This window comes from Rhizobacter sp., assembly GCF_032229685.1.
In the GTDB taxonomy this organism is placed as follows: domain Bacteria; phylum Pseudomonadota; class Gammaproteobacteria; order Burkholderiales; family Burkholderiaceae_C; genus LMDS01.
Genome location: NZ_JAVTWP010000030.1, coordinates 145,560 through 160,701 on the forward strand (window position 1 = coordinate 145,560; position 15,142 = coordinate 160,701).

At 65.8% G+C, this 15,142-nt stretch carries 23 protein-coding genes; 12 read left to right on the top strand and 11 right to left on the bottom strand.

The genetic code is table 11. The annotated features are described in order from the left end of the window. The first annotated feature begins 73 nt into the window (after positions 1 to 73). The gene (cadR, locus tag AC30PD_RS11440) at positions 74 to 517 is read left to right on the top strand and encodes a Cd(II)/Pb(II)-responsive transcriptional regulator (RefSeq protein WP_489535774.1); all 444 of its coding nucleotides are present in this window, start codon (positions 74 to 76) and stop codon (positions 515 to 517) included. Positions 518 to 1,092: 575 nt separating this feature from the next. On the opposite strand, the gene AC30PD_RS11445 is transcribed toward cadR, so the two are convergent. Beyond that, positions 1,093 to 2,388: a tyrosine-type recombinase/integrase gene (locus AC30PD_RS11445; protein ID WP_489535775.1), complete on the bottom strand. Its 1,296-nt coding sequence runs from the start codon at positions 2,386 to 2,388 to the stop codon at positions 1,093 to 1,095. Positions 2,389 to 3,248: 860 nt separating this feature from the next. On the opposite strand from AC30PD_RS11445, the gene AC30PD_RS11450 reads away from it, so the two are divergent. The 3 genes from AC30PD_RS11450 (at position 3,249) to AC30PD_RS11460 (ending at position 5,175) form a co-directional block, all read left to right on the top strand. Beyond that, positions 3,249 to 3,554, top strand: coding sequence for a putative quinol monooxygenase (locus AC30PD_RS11450; protein WP_489535776.1), 306 nt, complete (start codon positions 3,249 to 3,251; stop codon positions 3,552 to 3,554). Between the two features lie 184 nt (positions 3,555 to 3,738). Beyond that, positions 3,739 to 4,593 carry a sigma-70 family RNA polymerase sigma factor gene (locus AC30PD_RS11455; RefSeq protein ID WP_489535777.1) on the top strand — a complete coding sequence of 285 codons (855 nt, stop codon included), beginning with the start codon at positions 3,739 to 3,741 and terminating at the stop codon, positions 4,591 to 4,593. Positions 4,594 to 4,734: 141 nt separating this feature from the next. After that, on the top strand, positions 4,735 to 5,175 hold the full coding sequence (locus AC30PD_RS11460; RefSeq protein ID WP_489535778.1) for an antibiotic biosynthesis monooxygenase family protein: 441 nt from the start codon (positions 4,735 to 4,737) through the stop codon (positions 5,173 to 5,175). A 181-nt stretch (positions 5,176 to 5,356) separates the two neighbouring features. On the opposite strand, the gene AC30PD_RS11465 is transcribed toward AC30PD_RS11460, so the two are convergent. Genes AC30PD_RS11465 through AC30PD_RS11475 form a run of 3 tightly spaced genes read right to left on the bottom strand, consistent with a single transcriptional unit; the run spans position 5,357 to position 6,869 of the window. Next, on the bottom strand, positions 5,357 to 5,932 hold the full coding sequence (locus AC30PD_RS11465) for a dihydrofolate reductase family protein (RefSeq protein ID WP_489535779.1): 576 nt from the start codon (positions 5,930 to 5,932) through the stop codon (positions 5,357 to 5,359). 20 nt (positions 5,933 to 5,952) lie between these two features. Next, positions 5,953 to 6,492: an SRPBCC family protein gene (locus tag AC30PD_RS11470; protein WP_489535780.1), complete on the bottom strand. Its 540-nt coding sequence runs from the start codon at positions 6,490 to 6,492 to the stop codon at positions 5,953 to 5,955. Then, positions 6,489 to 6,869, bottom strand: a complete 381-nt coding sequence (locus AC30PD_RS11475; RefSeq protein WP_489535781.1) for an ArsR/SmtB family transcription factor — start codon at positions 6,867 to 6,869, stop codon at positions 6,489 to 6,491. Before AC30PD_RS11475 ends, AC30PD_RS11470 begins: the two co-directional genes overlap by 4 nt. A 125-nt stretch (positions 6,870 to 6,994) precedes the next feature. Here AC30PD_RS11475 and AC30PD_RS11480 point away from each other — a divergent pair, with 125 nt between their 5' ends. From AC30PD_RS11480 to AC30PD_RS11490, 3 genes are read left to right on the top strand one after another with little or no spacing between them, the layout of a single operon-like run. Next, complete coding sequence (locus tag AC30PD_RS11480; protein ID WP_489535782.1) at positions 6,995 to 7,324, top strand: ArsR/SmtB family transcription factor; 330 nt, start codon at positions 6,995 to 6,997, stop codon at positions 7,322 to 7,324. Further along, positions 7,321 to 7,830, top strand: coding sequence for an SRPBCC family protein (locus tag AC30PD_RS11485; protein ID WP_489535783.1), 510 nt, complete (start codon positions 7,321 to 7,323; stop codon positions 7,828 to 7,830). Before AC30PD_RS11480 ends, AC30PD_RS11485 begins: the two co-directional genes overlap by 4 nt. Further along, positions 7,827 to 8,240 carry a GFA family protein gene (locus AC30PD_RS11490; RefSeq protein ID WP_489535784.1) on the top strand — a complete coding sequence of 138 codons (414 nt, stop codon included), beginning with the start codon at positions 7,827 to 7,829 and terminating at the stop codon, positions 8,238 to 8,240. The genes AC30PD_RS11485 and AC30PD_RS11490 overlap by 4 nt, the downstream gene beginning before the upstream one ends. 13 nt (positions 8,241 to 8,253) lie before the next feature. Here AC30PD_RS11490 and AC30PD_RS11495 read toward each other — a convergent pair whose 3' ends face one another. Both AC30PD_RS11495 and AC30PD_RS11500 read right to left on the bottom strand, forming a co-directional pair. Beyond that, on the bottom strand, positions 8,254 to 8,580 hold the full coding sequence (locus tag AC30PD_RS11495) for a LysR substrate-binding domain-containing protein (RefSeq protein WP_489535785.1): 327 nt from the start codon (positions 8,578 to 8,580) through the stop codon (positions 8,254 to 8,256). A 76-nt stretch (positions 8,581 to 8,656) separates the two neighbouring features. After that, entirely contained in the window at positions 8,657 to 8,869 is a 213-nt protein-coding gene (locus tag AC30PD_RS11500) for a hypothetical protein (RefSeq protein ID WP_489535786.1), read from the bottom strand. Between the two features lie 178 nt (positions 8,870 to 9,047). Between AC30PD_RS11500 and AC30PD_RS11505 the strand changes: the two genes are divergently transcribed. From AC30PD_RS11505 to AC30PD_RS11515, 3 genes are all read left to right on the top strand, one after another. Beyond that, complete coding sequence (locus tag AC30PD_RS11505; RefSeq protein ID WP_489535787.1) at positions 9,048 to 9,245, top strand: hypothetical protein; 198 nt, start codon at positions 9,048 to 9,050, stop codon at positions 9,243 to 9,245. After that, positions 9,242 to 9,466, top strand: coding sequence for an MbtH family NRPS accessory protein (locus AC30PD_RS11510; protein WP_489535788.1), 225 nt, complete (start codon positions 9,242 to 9,244; stop codon positions 9,464 to 9,466). Before AC30PD_RS11505 ends, AC30PD_RS11510 begins: the two co-directional genes overlap by 4 nt. A gap of 112 nt (positions 9,467 to 9,578) precedes the next feature. Next, positions 9,579 to 10,292: a hypothetical protein gene (locus AC30PD_RS11515; protein WP_489535789.1), complete on the top strand. Its 714-nt coding sequence runs from the start codon at positions 9,579 to 9,581 to the stop codon at positions 10,290 to 10,292. Positions 10,293 to 10,305: 13 nt separating this feature from the next. Here the strand turns inward: AC30PD_RS11515 and AC30PD_RS11520 are convergent, their stop codons facing one another. Next, positions 10,306 to 10,614: a putative quinol monooxygenase gene (locus AC30PD_RS11520; protein ID WP_489535790.1), complete on the bottom strand. Its 309-nt coding sequence runs from the start codon at positions 10,612 to 10,614 to the stop codon at positions 10,306 to 10,308. 191 nt (positions 10,615 to 10,805) lie between these two features. Between AC30PD_RS11520 and AC30PD_RS11525 the strand changes: the two genes are divergently transcribed. Further along, on the top strand, positions 10,806 to 10,976 hold the full coding sequence (locus AC30PD_RS11525; protein ID WP_489535791.1) for a hypothetical protein: 171 nt from the start codon (positions 10,806 to 10,808) through the stop codon (positions 10,974 to 10,976). 26 nt (positions 10,977 to 11,002) lie between these two features. After that, positions 11,003 to 11,362: a PspC domain-containing protein gene (locus AC30PD_RS11530; protein ID WP_489535792.1), complete on the top strand. Its 360-nt coding sequence runs from the start codon at positions 11,003 to 11,005 to the stop codon at positions 11,360 to 11,362. Positions 11,363 to 11,377: 15 nt separating this feature from the next. Here the strand turns inward: AC30PD_RS11530 and AC30PD_RS11535 are convergent, their stop codons facing one another. From AC30PD_RS11535 to AC30PD_RS11550, 4 genes are all read right to left on the bottom strand, one after another. Beyond that, the gene (locus tag AC30PD_RS11535) at positions 11,378 to 12,808 is read right to left on the bottom strand and encodes a multicopper oxidase family protein (protein ID WP_489535793.1); all 1,431 of its coding nucleotides are present in this window, start codon (positions 12,806 to 12,808) and stop codon (positions 11,378 to 11,380) included. 16 nt (positions 12,809 to 12,824) lie between these two features. Then, positions 12,825 to 14,183, bottom strand: a complete 1,359-nt coding sequence (locus AC30PD_RS11540; RefSeq protein ID WP_489535794.1) for a TolC family protein — start codon at positions 14,181 to 14,183, stop codon at positions 12,825 to 12,827. A 198-nt stretch (positions 14,184 to 14,381) separates the two neighbouring features. After that, on the bottom strand, positions 14,382 to 14,786 hold the full coding sequence (locus AC30PD_RS11545; RefSeq protein WP_489535795.1) for a hypothetical protein: 405 nt from the start codon (positions 14,784 to 14,786) through the stop codon (positions 14,382 to 14,384). Between the two features lie 37 nt (positions 14,787 to 14,823). Then, positions 14,824 to 15,111, bottom strand: coding sequence for a hypothetical protein (locus AC30PD_RS11550; RefSeq protein WP_489535796.1), 288 nt, complete (start codon positions 15,109 to 15,111; stop codon positions 14,824 to 14,826). Positions 15,112 to 15,142: the final 31 nt, after the last annotated feature.

A 15,142-nucleotide genomic window follows, 5' to 3' on the forward strand; every position in this document is an offset into this window, starting at 1 on the left:
GCGCATGAGAACGCCCATTAAGAACCCTGAAGCCGGTGTAGAGTCAAGCGGTTGATTTTCTGGAAGTAGGGACATGCGAATCGGCCACTTGGCGGAGATAACCGGCACACCGATCGCGACGATCCGCTTCTACGAGCGCGAGGGCTTGTTGCCTGCCGCAGAGCGGGCCGACAACAACTACCGGCTGTACACGACGGCGCACACCGAGCGGCTGTCGTTCATCAGGCATTGCCGCAATCTGGACATGACGCTCGACGAGATTCGCTCGCTGCTTCAGTTCAAGGATGCGCCGCCAGTGGATTGCAGCGAAGTGAACAAGCTTCTCGACGCTCACATTGGGCATGTCGCCCACCGCATCCGCGAACTTCGCGCGCTCGAAGCGGACTTGAAGGAACTGCGGGCGCGATGTCTTTCACCGCATTCCATCGACGAATGCGGCATCCTGAACGGGCTGGACAGTGCGGCAGCCGGCGGAGTTGCGGCCTCGACTCACCGCCACATCCGCGGCGCGCACTGACTGGGAGGTTTCAGTGGAAAGAGGAACGCCGCGCCACACGAACCGGGGCACGTCGCCCGCAGAAGAACCGGATGGCGGCACCGAAGGCGAATCTGAAAACGAAGCGGCCGGCGGCACGGTAGTTACCTTCGCAATCATCAGGAGGGAGGCCCTTCAACTTCTCCACGCCTCTTTGAAGCCGCTGTGCAGCGTGCAACTTTCAGGCAGGTTTTTCGCAGTTGAGCTGCTTCTTCGCTCTTAGGGATTTCGTCGTGATGCGCGTGACACGCAAGAATCCCGTCCATTACAAGCCTGTCGGACAGTGGCTGGGTTTGGGAACTGCTGTTGCGCGGCGCGGTAGGCGGTGTGCTCGTGTTTCATGTCGTGCAGCTAGCGCTCCCCGGCCGGCGTCCGGCCGTCCGCGCAGCGCTCGCCATGTTCGCGCTGTCGCTGATCGCCTACCTCTTCTGCCTGCGCGCCGAGTTATTGTTCGCCTTGCCGCGACCCTTGGCGGCTGACATACCTGGAACGAACACGAGGGCACGACGGAACGGACATTCGAGATTCGAACGCCGTCGTCCAACGCACTTTTCAGCTCATGGGGCGCAGACCTCGCGCACCAATATTTCCAGCGCCTTTCGTTTCTCCGGCATGTAGTCGTGCCCGTCGTAGTGGCGCGCCTGCACACCGGTCAGACCGTGCGATTGAAGATAGCCTCGGATGTCGCGACTGACCCCGTTTGCGGCAAGGAGCGTCTCAACCCCAGATCGAATCCTCTTCAACTGGAAGCCTTCGATGTCGTTCCCGACGATCGCGCGAGCCCAGCCGGCCATCGTGCGAACGCTGATTGGCTTCTTGCCTCCCGTTGTCGAGATTGCGTAGACCCCTTCCCGCTTCAAGACTGCGAGCGCTTGACGTGCCTCGTCAAGCAACGGGATTTGATGGGGACGCGGGCCCTGTCCTGGTCGCCCCTTCCCGTCAAAAATTGTCACCGAGTCATCGGTCACATCACCTGAGCGCAACCGCACGAACTGCTCAATGCGTTGACCGCCGCTCAGCAAGTGCAAACGCAAGACCGCAGCTTCGCTTCCAGATCTGTCCCGAATCAGCTTCCAATAGGTGCGAAGCTCGGGCTTGGAGAATGGGCGCTTGTCGGCGCGATCAAACTGCGGCGAACGCCGGGTCTGGGCGGCTGGATTGAAAACAATACCGAAGCCCTTGAAGACCACAGGGATCGACGCCGTGGTCCTGACGTCCTGCGCGCACTGGTAGGCAGCTCGCATGTAGGAACGCAGCTTGTTGGCGGTCCGGCCTTTGCCAGCTTCGATCAACCGTCGCAGCATGTCGAGAACCTGGTCAGGCGTCAGGTCGACAGCTGGCGCCTCCACCACGGCAGGCCACGCGACGGTGATATGCAATTTGAAGATCTGTGCCGCGTCGACATGGCTGCGGCGCCCCTGCGTCTTCAGGTGTGCCACATAGGCGTCGAGAAGTTTCTGCAGCGTCCGCGTGGACTTCTCGGTCTCGACCGCTTTCTGGGCGAGGAATGTCTTGCGCTTCTCTGCCTTGACCTCCTGCAGACCTCCCGTGTCGGCGCGCTCGACGTGCACATCGGCAAGAGCCCTGCACTTTTCAAGCGCCGCCGCGATGCCGTAGCCACGTTGCGTCGGTTGCAGCTTCTTCGGGGGTGCCACCGGATCGTAGACACCGATCGGCTCTCGGCTGGTCTTGCCCGCGTGCGAGTACCGCCAGTAGAGCTGAACCGCTCCGTTGGCCAGCTTGCGAGCCTGCAAAGCACCGCCTCGATCAAGCCTGCTGTGAAGAGTAACGAAAGCGCCGCCGTCGAGCGATTTGATCGCTGCTGCGGCACCTGAAAGTTGATCTTTTGCCATAGTCCGTAGCTGTTCTGGTGCCAGTCTGGTGCCAGTTTTGGCGTGGATGGTCTGAAACGGCTTGGAATGACTTTGGACGCAAGTGATTGATTTGTAAAGACTATGTCGGGAGCAACTTGTATCAGGAAACCCCAGAAAATCCCATCCCCAGGGACTGTTAATCCGTAGGTCCCTGGTTCGAGCCCAGGTCGGGGAGCCAAAAAACACAAAGCCTCGCGTGCGAACGCGGGGCTTTTGTCTTTCCGGCGGCGCCGAGTCCTATCGACAGGCTGAATTTGAGCGGTCCGCTCGCTTCGCGCCCGCCTGCGCGTGCCGCCGTGCCAGGCACCACCTGTTCTTCGGGCCTGTGTCGATGGGACCTACAGCCAACTCGCACGCACTCACGCCAGCGTTGTCCTGCACAACAGGCCCAGACGCGGCGCCCGCGCGGCCCAGAATGCGGTCCCCGCCGCCAGCACACCCCTGTCGCTCACCGCAGCGCACCAACGCAACGTCCAGCAGGGCAACGCAAAGACCGACTGCACTCAGCCTTTTCAAGGCATTCGAAGTCGTTCGACGAGTGGTGTGCGGCGTCATGGGAAAACGTAGACAGGCTGAATGGACATCGGCCCGTACTTCGACCGGGCCCACTCCGTGCAACGCTGCCGACACGCTCTCCCGGACATCGGCTGTGCACACGGCGGGCGCCTCCCATGCCCTTGGAGAAGCCTTCATGCGGCACCCAGGCAACCGCGCAGGTCGAAACAGAGGGGTCAGAACGATGGCGCATGTCTGCTCTCGCCCTGATTTGTGCGGCCGACCGATCCGTTTTGGGTCGCGCAATCGTCAATGGCGTATCCGAAACACAAAAGGGGTCTGCCATGTCTGACGAGCCGGTCATTCTGATCAATCTGCTCCAGGCCAAGCCGGGCAAACAGGACGAGTTGTTCGCGCTCCTGAAAGAGAATACCGACGCCGTGGTCCGAACGCTGCATGGCTGGAAGACCACCCGGCTGATCGCCGCCGCAGACGGCAGCGGCGTGGCGATCTACTCCGAGTGGGAAACGCCCGCCGCCATCGACGCCATGCGCCTCGACCCTCGCATGCAGGCCTACTTTCCGAAGATTGCCGAACTGGCGAGTCTGGTGTCGATGGCAGGTTCGGCCGTCTGGAGCGTCAGCCGTTGATGACGCTTGCGGGCGAGCTGCGTCATGTGCAAGCCAGGAGAACAGTGATGCCTCGATCGAGCGCGGTCCACAGAGAACCCTCCGGTGTGAAGGCTTTCGCAACGCACTGGCCCGGGGCGCAGACTTCGCCTGCGGGGCAGGTTCGTGGCGGAACCCGGCACACCACCACGCGATGCCGCGACGCATGAACAACGAAGAATTCGAGCTTCGCCTGAAGGCGCTGCGCCCGCGGCTGCATCGGTACTGTGCCCGCATGACGGGATCGACGGTGAGCGGCGAAGACGTCTTGCAGGACACCTTGGTCAAGGCCCTGAACGCCCGCGCCGCCGGCCTCGAAGTAGAGAACTTCGAGGCTTGGCTGTACCGCATCGCCCACAACACGAGCCTCGACCTCCTGCGCGAGAGGTCCCGCTACACGGTCGTTCCGCTGACCGACGATGTCGAGGCTGCACCGCTGCCCGAGGCGCATGTCGTCGCGATCAGCTTCCAGACCTTCCTTCGCCTGCCCGAGTTGCAACGCTGCGCCGTCATCCTCAAGGACGTGCTCGGGCATTCGGTCGACGAGATCGCCGGCGTGGCCGGCTGCTCCGAGGCGGCCGCCAAGTCGGCGCTGCAGCGCGGCCGGGCGGCCCTGAGGCAGCTGGCGCGGGCCCCCGGCGATGCCCGGCTGCCCATGATGTCCGATGCCGATCGGCAGAAGATCACCGCCTTTGTGCGGCTGTTTCAGGGCGGCGACTTCGAGGCGATACGCACCATGCTCGCCGATGACGTGAAGCTCGACCTGGTGAACCGGCTGCAGCTCGAAGGACGCGACAAGATCGCCCCCTACTTCACCCGCTACGCCGAAGTGACGACCTGGCGCTTTTCGCTCGGCGCGGTCGAAGGCCGCCCGGCCATGCTGGTGTTCGACGGCGACGCGGCGCAGAAGCCGGGGCACTTTGTGCTGGTCGATTGGCGCGATGCACACATCGCAGGCATCCGCGACTTCCTGTTCGCACCCTATGCGCTCGAGTCGGTCGACTGGGTGGTGCTTGGCTGAAGGAGCCGCGGGAATGTTTCGTCCAACTTCGCCGGTTCGTCATGCGGCAAGTCTTGGGCTGGGTGAGCCTCGACGGACCCGGCTCCAACGATCGCCTGGCCGTCTTGCGTGCCGCAAAAATTGCAACAAGGAGCCCAGCTGATGACACACACCAAACATTCGGCTTCTCGCCGAAACATCGTCGCCACCGGCGCCGTTGCGACCGGCATCGCGCTGACCGCGAGCCTTGTTCGTGCTCAAACCGTGGGCGGGCTCAGCATGCAGGCCGTGATTCGCAGCGACGCCCGCGTGATCACGCTGGTCAACCTGTTCATGGTGGAGCCGGGCAGCTTGCAGAGCCTGCTCGATGTTCTGCGCGACGGCACGGAGACCTTCTTCAGCAAGATGCCCGGTTTTGTTTCGTCGAGCGTGCTGACGGCCCGGGATGGGCGGCGCGCCATCAACTACTCGCAGTGGCGCAGCACAGACGACATCGCCGCCTTTCGCCAGGACCCGCGCCTCGCACCCTACATCCAGCGTCTGCGAGCGCTGGCCACGGTGGAAGGCCTGGAGTGCGACGTGGCGTTCGTCAGCGCGTCCTAGACACGTCGACGAGGCGCTTCGGTGAACCGACACGCCGAGGCGCTGCAGCCGTGCGGTGAAGCTTGTCGATCGAGCGGCCGACAGTGGTGTGTCGCCGAATTGCCACTTCGCGTAGGTGGCGGGGTCTTCGCCAGCCCGCGTCGATGGTCTGCACAGTCGGGCCGTCCGCCGCAAGCGTGACTCAAGCAATCGCGTAAGAGGTACTGAAACGACCCCCGCTCAAAGGGCGCATGTCCAGCATCTGCAGTTGCCGGCGGCGCCCCAGCTGCTGGAACAGCGCCGCCCCTGGCCCGGCCAGCAGCGGGTAAGTGATGAAGTGCATCTCGTCGACCAGGCCGGCATCGATCAGGCTGGCGGTCAGGGTGGCGCCACCCATCAGGTAGATGGCCTTGCCGGGCTGCTGCTTCAGCGCGGCCACTTCTTCGACGCTTCGCAGGATCCGGGTGTGCGACCAGTTCACGGCATTCAAGGTCTTCGACAGCACGTAGTGCGGTGTGCGGACGGCAAAGCGGCTCCACTCGACTTCGGCCGGCAGCGGCAGTTGGCCCGTCATCGGCAAAGGCTGATCGGGTGCATCGCGAATCGCTGTCCAGTACTGCTCGTAGCCCGGGTACATGCGGCCCCCCAGGAGGCAGGTGTCGATGCGCTCGGTCAATCCGTAGTCTTCGGACCAGCCTTCGACCCAGTCGGCATAGCCCTCGGGCCCCTCGGTCTTGCCGTCGACGGAGACCTTCATCGCTGCAATCAGTTTGCGCATGGTGCGTTCCATTCAGGCGTTCATGCCGGGATCCGGCGGTCGTATTCATCACGCAGACGCACCCAGTCGGTCCAGTAAGAACCGGGCTTCTGCCGGTTCATGCGTGCGACGAGGATGTCGCAGTGCGTGTGCCAGCCAGCACCGACCATCAAGGTCGAATGGCGATTGGCCAGATGGCGGTGTGTCACGGTCAGCACGACCTCGCTGCCGACCGGCTCGAGCTCGAACGTCACGTCGCCAACGCCGGGCCAGTGATAACCGAGCTTGCGCAGTGTGTCGACCTCGGTCACGCGGCAGGTGGCCCGGTGCTCTGCGCCGAAACCCTCCGGTCGCTCGTCGCCCTGCTCCGACAGCTCGTCGTTGCGCCACACGAGCTCGAAAGAGGCGCCGGGCTGCGGGTTCAAGGGCCCTGCGGCCAGCCATTGCTGCCGCAGGTCGCTGTCGATCAGGTAGGACCAGACGCGCTCCACGGGGCCGGGCAGCGTGCGCTTGAGCACGAGGGTGGATGGGCTGGCGAGAACCCCGAAAGAGGACTCGTCGGTTTGGCAGGTCGTCGTCATCGTTTTCCTTTCGGCTTGGGGTGGTCGGTGGTGCGGGGTTTGCCACCGCGCAAGAGTCGTTCGAGTTCATCGAGGCGGCTGTTCCAGAAGCGCTCGTAGAACCTCAACCATTCGTTCGCGTCTGAAAGCGGCTGTGCGTCGATGCGGCAGATGTGCGTTCGGCCGCGCACTTCCCTGCGGATGAGGCCGGCGCCTTCGAGCGCCTTGATGTGTTTGGACGCCGCCGCCAGCGACATGTCGAAGGGCTCGGCCAACTGCGTCACCGTGCGTTCGCCTTCGCTCAGATCACGCAGCATCTGGCGCCGGGTGGCATCACCCAGGGCGTGGAAGACGGCGTCGAGCCGGGGACTTTGATGTGGACCTCTTTGTTCAACCATGTTGTTGAATGTATGGGGCTCCGCTCCAACTGTCAACCAGTTGGTTTAATTAATCCGCGATCCAGGGCAGGTTCGATTTTCCAGAAGTGTTGACTTATACGTTAGCCGCTGCTAATATTTTTGACATGCCCCGCCCCGCCTCGATCGACACCGTCATGCGTTCACTCGCAGACCCCACCCGACGTGCCGTGTTCGAGCGAATCATCCAGTCGGGCGAAATCAGTGTTGGCGATCTCGCCAGTGGCAGCGGTGTGTCGCAATCGGCGGTTTCCCAGCATCTTCGTTCGTTGAAGCTGGCCGGCCTGATCGCCGACCGCTCACAAGGCCGCAACGTGTTCTACCGCGCCCAACCCAAGGGGCTGGCGCCGCTGATCGACTGGATGAGTCACTACGGCGTGTTCTGGCGCGAACGGTTTGCGAATCTCAAGACGCTTCTGAAGGAGATGGATCCATGAACGACGCCGCAACAACGACGACGCCCACTCAAAGCATCGTGGTCGAGGAGGTATTCGCCCACGCACCCGAAGTCATCTGGAAGGTGCTCACCACCGGCGAACTGATCAGCCGCTGGCTGATGGCGCCCACGGGCTTCGAGCCCGTGACGGGCAAACAATTCAGCTTCAAGACCAAGCCCGCCGGCGAGTGGGACGGAACGATCGAGTGCCGCGTGCTCGACGTCGTTCCCAACGAGCGCCTTGCCTACAGCTGGGAGGGTGGGCACGAATCCAACGTGGGTTACGGCTCGCGCCTGCAGACGGTGGTGACCTGGACCTTGTCGAAGGTTCAGCAGGGGACGAAGCTGCGCCTCGTCCACGCCGGCTTCGTCGTGCCGAAGAATGCATCGGCCCTCAAGGTCATGGGCGAAGGCTGGAACAAGGTGGTTCACACGGTGGGCAACATCGCCGGCGAGAAACCCAGAACCGATCGAAACCCGAGTCAAGCAAACAGGTCATTCCGATGAGCCAAACCTACACCGGTGGCTGCGCGTGCAGCGCGGTCCGCTACGAGATCGCGGGCGAGCCACTCTTTCAGAATCATTGTCAGTGCCTCGACTGCCAGCACCAAAGCGGCACGGGCCACGGCTCGTACCTCACCTTCGCGCGGGGCGGCGTGCGGCAAAGCGGCGAAGCCACGCTCTGGAACCTCAGCGGTGACAGCGGCAACACCAAGACCCGGGCCTTCTGCCCGACCTGCGGGTCCCCGGTGTACATGACCTTCTCTGCCATGCCGGACATCTTCACGGTGCACGCCGCAAGCCTCGACGACCCAGGGCGCTTTCAGCCGCAGGTGGTGACCTATGCGGTCCGTGGACACGCTTGGGACAAGCTCGACCCAGGCTTGCCGAAGTTCGACAGAATGCCCTCGGCCTGAGGCGCCCCGCGGGTCAGAGCGCGCCCGCCAGTTCGGCGACCAGGGTGCGCAGCCAGGCGTGCGCTGGATCCAGCCGATATCGCACATGCCACGCCATGTGCATCGGGAAGGCACCCAGGTCGACCGGCATGGGCAACCGCTTCAGGCGCGGGTCGTGTTCGAGATGGCGGCAGATCAGGCGTGGCAGGGTGGCGCAATGGTCGGTGGCTGCCACGATGGCCGGGATGGACACGAAGTGCGTCACCGACACGGCGATATCACGCTTGAGCTGCTGGCGCCCCAGGGCCTGGAAGAGCCCGGCGCGCAGGTGGCCTGCCGGCAGCACGTTGACGTGCTTCATGCGTTCGTATTGCGATGCGCCGCTGCCTCACGGCGCCTGATTCGAAAGCCTGGTGCGGTCCGCCGGCCCACCGCGTTCACTCGTCTGCGCGCTCGCTCCGAGGGTGAGCGTCCCTGCCCGGCAATGCCGCCGCGAACAGCCTGGCGGCTTCGTCGGGGTGCAGGTCGGCAGCATGCGGGAAGCTCGCGATCGCACGCGCGACCACGAATCGACATGACAGGTCGGGCCGGCTGCGCAGCAACTGAACGCAGAACTGCTCGATCCATGCGTGGGACTGGTGCTGTTCCATGCCTGCATTGTTCGGGCCGCGGTGCGGCCCGGCTGTAGGAATGCGTCGCCACGCTGTGTGGGAACGGCCTCCTGCAGACGCCGACGATCGGAACAGTCCGAACCCTGCTTTGGACATCGTCCTACAGTCGGCGTTCGCTGCTGCAAAGACACTGCGATCACACCAGCCGGAGTCTTTGATGGAAACTGACATTGCCTCGCGCACCTGCCCCCGCCCCGAGTGGTCACGCCGCTTCGCCTACCGCGTGATGCTCATTCGGCACGAGATCGACACCACCTCGGCCGTGATGCTCGGCGACGCCGCCTTCGAAGCGGCGTGCGATCTCGAACCCGAAGATGCGGCCGAGCGCTACGCCGACCTCGAGGTCGGCCGGTGAGCGGAGCCGAAGAACAGGTCGTCACGCACCAGCTGATCGTCAACGACCAGGAACAGTTCGCGGTGTGGCCGATCACGCGCCGGGCGCCGGCCGGCTGGCGCCCGGTCGGTCGCACCGGCACGCGCGAGTCGCTGACCGACTACCTGCGCGAGGTTCTGGTCGAGACCTTGCCGGCGCCGCTGCTGCGCAGCGACGGTCGCCCTGCACCGGGCAACGACTGAGTCGACGCGGCTCGGCTCTCGGAAGATCGGGCCTCAGGCTCCGACTGTCCATCGCCCCGCGGCTCCGGGTGGCGACACCTGGCGCCCGCGCATCGGCGAAACTTCGGGAACCATGCAGCAAACCGGCCAGGCCCACCTCGACACCGCCGAACGCCTGCTGGGCTGGGCCGGTGCCTGGCGGGACGAAATGCGCGAACACGGCCGCCATGCCCGCGCCGCCGACGCCGAACGGGTGTTGTTCGCGGCGCTCCACGCCATCACCGCCGGCCACGACGCCCTGGCCAGTGCGGCGAACCTGCTGGGCCGGCGCGAATGGTGCGAGCAGTTGCATCAGGCCCAGGCGCGCGACCCGCTGCTGCGCTACCTCTGGCTGGCTCCGCACGCCGAGCCGAACCAGCCGATACTGAAGTGGGCGCCCGAGCGCACCACGGCGGTGACCGAAGTGGTCGACGCGGCCAAGCTGCGGCACATCACCTCGTTGTTCTTCAGCCCGCTGGCGCCGCACGCTGCTTCAGAGCGCCTGCTGATGTATGCGCACGGCGCCACCACACGGCAGGAACTGCTGCAAAAACAGGGGACGGCAGCACCCGACGCCGCCCGCATGCACGCCGCCGGCGTCGAACTCGTTCACGGCCCCGAGGCGCTCGCGCTGCAGGGTTTCGAGGTCTTCTGGGGCGGGCGAATCGAAGCCGTGGCGGTGCCCGACGCCCACCTCGGCACACGAGCCGACTTCGGCACCGCCGAGCGTGCCCTCGATGCCGGCATCGGCTACTACCGCTCGAAGGCCGACGAACTGGTTGGAGCTCGCGGGCCTGCGCAGCCCTGAACGCAGTGGCCGTTCAGGCCGGCTGCAGCACGTGGATCGCGCGGCTCGCGGTCAGGTCCTTGACCTGGCTCGCATAGGCTTTCATGTGGGGCGCCACGGCGTGCGCACGCAGCGCGTCCATCGACGCCCATTTTTCGACCACCACGAAAGCGTCGGGCCCGAACTGCGCGAAGCCGGTGCTGGCCTCGGCCACGTCGACCACCGCCTCGTAGGCGATGCAGCCGGCTTCGGCCCGCACGGCGGCCACGTTGGCGCGGTAGGCATCAAGAATGCGATCGCGCATGCCGGGCTTGGCGGTGATGATGGCAAGAACGTGAATCATCGAAAGGTCTCCGTTTGGTGTGGGTCGACTGTACCCAAGCGGCGTTTGGAGCCCTGCCCGGCGCCAATCGTCAGCCGCCCCTGCAGCCCATGCGCCACACGCTGCAGTTCGTCGCAATCGGGTGGGAGCGTGGGCCGGTCGTGCCTAGAGTTCACTCCAACGCAACACACCGAACCCGAAGGAGCCCCACCATGATCAGCCGCATCACCACCATCGCCGTCCTGTTCGCCGTGGTCTCGACCACGTCGCTCGCCGTGGCCACCACGCCGCGCCACGACGCACCGGCCGCCAAGGCGGTGCGGGTGGTCCAGCTCGAAACGGTCGTGGTCACCGGCAAGCGCCTGCCGCAGGAAGCGCGCTGAACCCCACCCACCGCCAGGAGCACCTCATGTCGATCAGCGAAGAACTCGAACGGCTCGGCGCGCTGCAACAGGGTGGCGTGCTCAGTGAAGAAGAATTCCGCGCCGCGAAGGCGCGCGTACTCGCAGATGCCGGCCCTGCCCGGCCCGACCCGGCCGTCGCCGCGATGAACCGCCTGCGCCGCAGCCGCAGCGACAGCTGGCTCGGCGGCGTGTGCGGTGGCCTGGCGCAGGTGCTGGGCCTGGCGCCCTGGCTCTGGCGCCTGATGTTCGCGCTGCTCGCGCTGTGCGCCGGCACCGGCTTCATGGCCTACCTGCTGCTCTGGATCTTCGTGCCACTCGAAGACGCGCAGCCCGCCGCACGCAACGGCACGCTGCACGCGGGCTGAAGGCCGCTGCGGCGGTCAGTGATGGGCATGCCCGCCGGCGGGCTTCCTGATGTTGACTTCCGTGTCCTGCGCCGGGCGCGCCAGCGGCGGCATGGCACCGTGGCCTTCGGCCTTCACACGCGCCGGCTCGTCGAGCGCACCGGTCCACTCGTAGGCGAGCGTTCCGGGCGGGTGCTTGTACCAGCCCGGGTCGCTGTAATCACCCGCCTTCTGCTCCTTGCGCACCTTCAGCACGCTGAACATGCCGCCCATGCCGACGGCGCCGAACGGGCCGGTGCCGGTCATCATCGGCACCGTGTTGTCGGGCAAGGGCATCTGCATCTCGGCCATGTCGTGCATGCCGCGCTCGCCCATCACCATGTAGTCGGGCACCAGGTTCGTGATCTGCTGCGCCACGTCGCGGTGGTCGACGCCGATCATCGTCGGCACGCCGTGGCCCATCGCGTTCATCGTGTGGTGGCTCTTATGGCAATGGAAGGCCCAGTCGCCTTCTTCGTCGGCCACGAACTCGAGCTGGCGCATCTGGCCCACCGCCACGTCGGTCGTCACCTCGGGCCAGCGTGCGCTCTTCGGCGTGGGCCCGCCGTCGGTGCCGGTCACGACAAACTCGTGGCCGTGCAGGTGGATCGGGTGGTTGGTCATTGTCAGGTTGCCGACGCGGATGCGAACCTTGTCGCCCCGGCGCGCGACCAGCGGATCGATGCCCGGGAACACGCGGCTGTTCCAGCTCCACAGGTTGAAGTCGAGCATCGTCATGATCTTCGGCGTGTAGCTGCCGGGCTCGATGTCGTAGGCGTTGAGCAGGAACACGTAGTCGCGGTCGACCTCGTCGATCAGGGGGTGCACGCTCTTCGCGTGGGCCTTCTTCGGGTGCGTGATCCAGAAACCCATCATGCCCATCGCCATCTGCACCATCTCGTCGGCATGCGGGTGGTACATGAAGGTGCCGGGGCGGCGCGCCACGAACTCGTACACACAGGTCTTGCCGGGCGCGATGCCGGGCTGCGTGAGGCCGGCCACACCGTCCATGCCGTTGGGCACACGCTGGCCATGCCAGTGCACGCTGGTCATCTCGCCGAGCTTGTTGGTGACGAAGACACGCACGCGGTCGCCTTCGACCACCTCGATCGTCGGCCCCGGGCTCTGGCCGTTGTAGCCCCACAGGCGGGCCTTGAAGCCGGGTGTCATCTCGCGCACCACCGGTTCGGCCACGAGGTGGAATTCCTTCACCCCCTGGTTCATGCGCCAGGGCAAGGTCCAGCCGTTGAGCGTGACCACCGGGTTGTAGGGCCGGCCGGTGTTCGGCACGAGCGGCGGCATCGTGTCGGGCCGGGTCTGGGTGACAGGCTCGGGCAAGGCGGACATCGCCACCTTACTGACCGTGGAGGCGGCCACCGCAGCGCTGATCGCGCCCGCACCGCCGAGAAGAGAACGTCTCGAGACCATGGTGTTTCCTTGAATTTCAGTGGGCCGCCGCGGCAGCTTCAGCCGCCATCGTCGGGGCCGATGTGCCTGCAAGCGCGGGTTGGCCGATGAGTGCCATGTCGAGCTCGGCCTGCGCGAGCCAGAAATCGCGCCTGGCTTCGATGGCCGCGTTCACGCTCGCGATCTGCGCGCGCGCGTCGGCCAGCAGCTCGAACACGCCGATCAGCATGCCGTTGTAGCGAAGCAGGTTCTCGTCGGCGATCTGCCTGCGCAGCGGCACGATCTCTTCGGCGTGGTGGCGCGCGATGTCGTGCGCCGAGCGGTACGCGCCATAGGCCTGGCGCACTTGCGAGCGGGCGTTGACGGCGGTTTCGGCGGCCCGGTCCACGGCCTGCAGGTAGACCGCTTCGGCCCGCGCCACGCGCGCATCGCCCCAGTCGAAGAGCGGCAGCTCGAAGCGGATTTCCCAGCCGCGCTGGTCGGGTGCCTGGTTCGAGGTGTTGCGCAGATAGCCGGCTTCGAGCACGTTGACGAAGCGGGTGGTGCGCGTCAGGCCGAGGCTCTTCGCGGTGCGCTCGGCGTCGAGCCGCGCACCCTGCACGTCGAGCCGCTGGTCGAGCGCGGCGCGTTCGACGTCGGGCCAGGCCAGCGTTTCCTTCGGCAGGTCGGGCAGGCGCTCTGGCAGCTTGAACTGCGTCTGCTCTGCCGAGACGCCGAGCAGGCGGATCAGCCGTTCGCGCGCCCCGCGCTGCCACTGCTCGGCACGCGCCAGGTTCAACGCCGCATCGGCGCTGAAGGCCTGCTCGCGCGCGCGCTGCAGCTTGTTGAAGTTGCCCACCTGTTCCATGCGGCGCGCGAGTTCGGTGCTCGCATCGGCCACCTGTTTCACCTGGCGCATATAGCGCACCGTCTCTTCGGCGGCGAGCGCATGCACCCAGGCCTGGCGGGTCTCGGCGGCCAGCGTGAGCACGCTCATCGTGACCCGGCCCTGAATCTGCTCGAAGCGCTGCGCTTCCATGCGGCCGACCATCGGCAGCGCGAGCAGACGCGCGAGTTTGAAGTGCACGCCCCACTCGAGCTCGACTTCGCTGTCACGCCGGAGTCGGCCGACGCTGATGCCGGGGTTCGGCAGCCGCCCGGCCTGCACCCGTTCGGCGTCGCCGATGCCGAGTTCCTGGAAGCCGGCCCGCAAGCCGCGGTTGTTCAGCAGCGCGACCTGCACCGCCGCGTCCACGGTCAGCGGCGCGGCAAGCAACTCGGCCACGCGCTGGTCCACACGGTCACGCTCGGCGGCGGTGCGCGGCCACTGCAGGTCCTGGCCGAGCCGCTCCTTGGCGGCTTGCTGCACCGGCCCGAAGCCGAGCTCGCTTGCCGGCGTGGCGCAACCGGCGATCAACGAGCAACAAATCAACAGCGACGCAACGCGCTGGCGCCTGGCCGCGCGATGTACGCACACGGCCTCTGCCGGCGTGCGCCGGCACAAGTGGGAATGAACCATCGTGTCCTCGTGTCGAAGGCAGAACGGGCCCGTGCCGGCAGCGCGGCACGGGGAGCCACCGAACGGCGCATGCGCGTGCAAAAGCACGCGCCGCCGCTACACGAGAAGGTTTCGAGGCGGTCGGTCGGGGCCGTCGACGGCGAAAGCCTCGACGGCAGGCACCAGGGCCACGAACACCGTGGTGCCGAACTGCGGCACGGCCACCGCGGGCATGCTGCTCGGCAAGCCACACGCCGAGCCGCAGGCGGCGCAGGCGCTGCACTTGTACTTGCCCAGGTCGGCCAATGGCGCGCCCTGTTTCCCTGCGGGCTGGGCCGCAGCCATCGCCTGGTGCTGTGCGTGATCGTGGTGGGCCGATGCCGCCGGCGCCGTGCCGAGCTGCACGGCGTGCATGCGCTGGTGGCTCGGGCCGCAGTGCAGCATCGTGGCGCTCGCCAGCACCTGCACCGGAAGCGCCAACGCGAGCAGCCAGACGATCAAGACCCTGAAACGCGCAAACATGGCGTCACTCTACCGGATGCCGGCGAGCAGGCGGCTCTCAGCCGGCCTGCTTCGCGTCGACCAGGCGCGCCCGCATGGTCTCGGTGCGTGCGAAGAAGCGTTCGGTCACCTTGCCCACTTCGTCGAAGTACTGGGCCTTCTCGGCTTCGCTCACGGTCCGGCTGAGCTGGGCGTGGTCGATGATCGCGCTCTTCACGCTGTCTTTCAGGTACTGCAGGTTGCGCGCACCTTCGGGGTCGGACGCCAGGCTGCCGGCGAGCATGTGCTCCAGCACGCCCTGCATCATGGACAGACGCGCGCCGATCTCGATTTCGACTGAAGCCATTGTTTTCTCCTGTGGCCTCGAGTCTAGCCTC